General features: G+C 48.3%; 1 protein-coding gene and 2 pseudogenes. 2 read left to right on the top strand and 1 reads right to left on the bottom strand.

Going from position 1 to position 1347, the window contains the following annotated elements:
• Nucleotides 1-758 (top strand): RHS repeat-associated core domain-containing protein (locus ABJ99_RS28965; protein ID WP_230080979.1); only part of this gene is annotated, 758 nt, incomplete at its 5' end.
• Between the two features lie 58 nt (nucleotides 759-816).
• Here ABJ99_RS28965 and ABJ99_RS04045 read toward each other — a convergent pair.
• Nucleotides 817-1014 (bottom strand): annotated as a pseudogene (locus tag ABJ99_RS04045) (TetR/AcrR family transcriptional regulator); the annotation flags it as partial.
• Between the two features lie 128 nt (nucleotides 1015-1142).
• Here ABJ99_RS04045 and ABJ99_RS04050 point away from each other — a divergent pair.
• Nucleotides 1143-1347, top strand: a pseudogene (locus tag ABJ99_RS04050) (hypothetical protein); the annotation flags it as partial.

Raw genomic sequence — 1347 nt, forward strand, 5'->3', positions numbered from 1 at the left:
ATCCGGCTGAAAGCGGCTTGGCCAGTTTGCTGGGGTTCAATGGCGAACGACGTGATCCGGTTACCGGGCATTATCTGTTGGGGAATGGGTATCGGGCTTATAACCCGGTGTTGATGCGCTTTAACAGCCCGGACAGTTTGAGCCCGTTTGGTGAGGGCGGGTTGAATGCGTATGGGTATGTGGGTGGGGATCCGGTTGGGTTTGGGGATCCGACAGGGCACATACCATTCAAAAAAGTCATGGATTTGCGGCGCTCTGAAGCGTATTTGAGACGAGTTAGTAGGGAGCAGGCTCGTGCTAAAAATCCGATCTTAAGTCGCATGCTGGATAATAAAGTTTCGCATGATCCAAAGAGAATTGATTTGAATGTGGACGACTCTTCTATTGTTACACCTGTTGCGACAAGTAGTGCTGGAAGCTCAAAAGGTTCTTTGAATGAGTTAGTTTCTCAGCCTGAGGGGTGGCTGAGTCAGCGCGATTTAAAGAAATATAGAAATGTACTGGATACTAAGCTAGATATATCGCGCGCTAAAACTATTAAGGCAATGAATGCTATGGATAAACGCATACAAAAACGCGTTGATGCGGTGGCAAAAATAAAAAAACATTTTGAAGTGCGCGTCGAAACAGGTGCGGCTAACACTAACTATGAACGGTCGTTAAAAAACTATACTAAAATGTATGAAGATATTGCTCATGACCATAGTGAGTTCAGAAAAAACATGTCATCTGTAAGAGGTTCTGGCGATCAGGCTTGACAGTGTGATTGGATTTTCACGAGATTATCTTACAGTTAAGAGATTTATAAACTGCTCACTATTTCTTCCCCAAAAAAACCGGCAAATACAACCCCAAATAAGCATCAAACACGCGCATGCCTTCCTCAGCCATGCGCGGTGTGATCTCGTCATGCAACTGAACCGACCGCGCATACACCCGATCCCCCAGTTCCATTGCCAGCGCAAACACGTCCACGTCATCCAGCAGCGCAGGCAGTTGGAAGTGGTTGTCAAAATATCGAGCCGGAGGCGTTCTGAGTCGATGCTTGCTTAAAAGCACTTTTTACCTAGTAGTTTTGCGAGGTAGGCGGCTTAACGGTTTTGCTGGATGCTGAAGGCTGATTCCCTCTGAAGCACCTGGCCATGGCCTCTTCAAATCAAACAGTGTTATGCCGCTACAGTTACGACCCGCTGGACCGTCTGGCTTCCAGCATGCCGAATGGCCAGGCGGGTATTCAGCGCTTCTATCAGAAGAACCGCCTGGCGGCCGAAATACAGGGCACGCTGCGGCGTGCGGTCTTTCAGCATGACGACCTTTTATTGGCTCAGCAACGGCGTGTTGACGGTG

Origin of the sequence: Pseudomonas syringae pv. cilantro (assembly GCF_001293775.1) — a bacterium.
GTDB lineage: Bacteria > Pseudomonadota > Gammaproteobacteria > Pseudomonadales > Pseudomonadaceae > Aquipseudomonas > Aquipseudomonas syringae_P.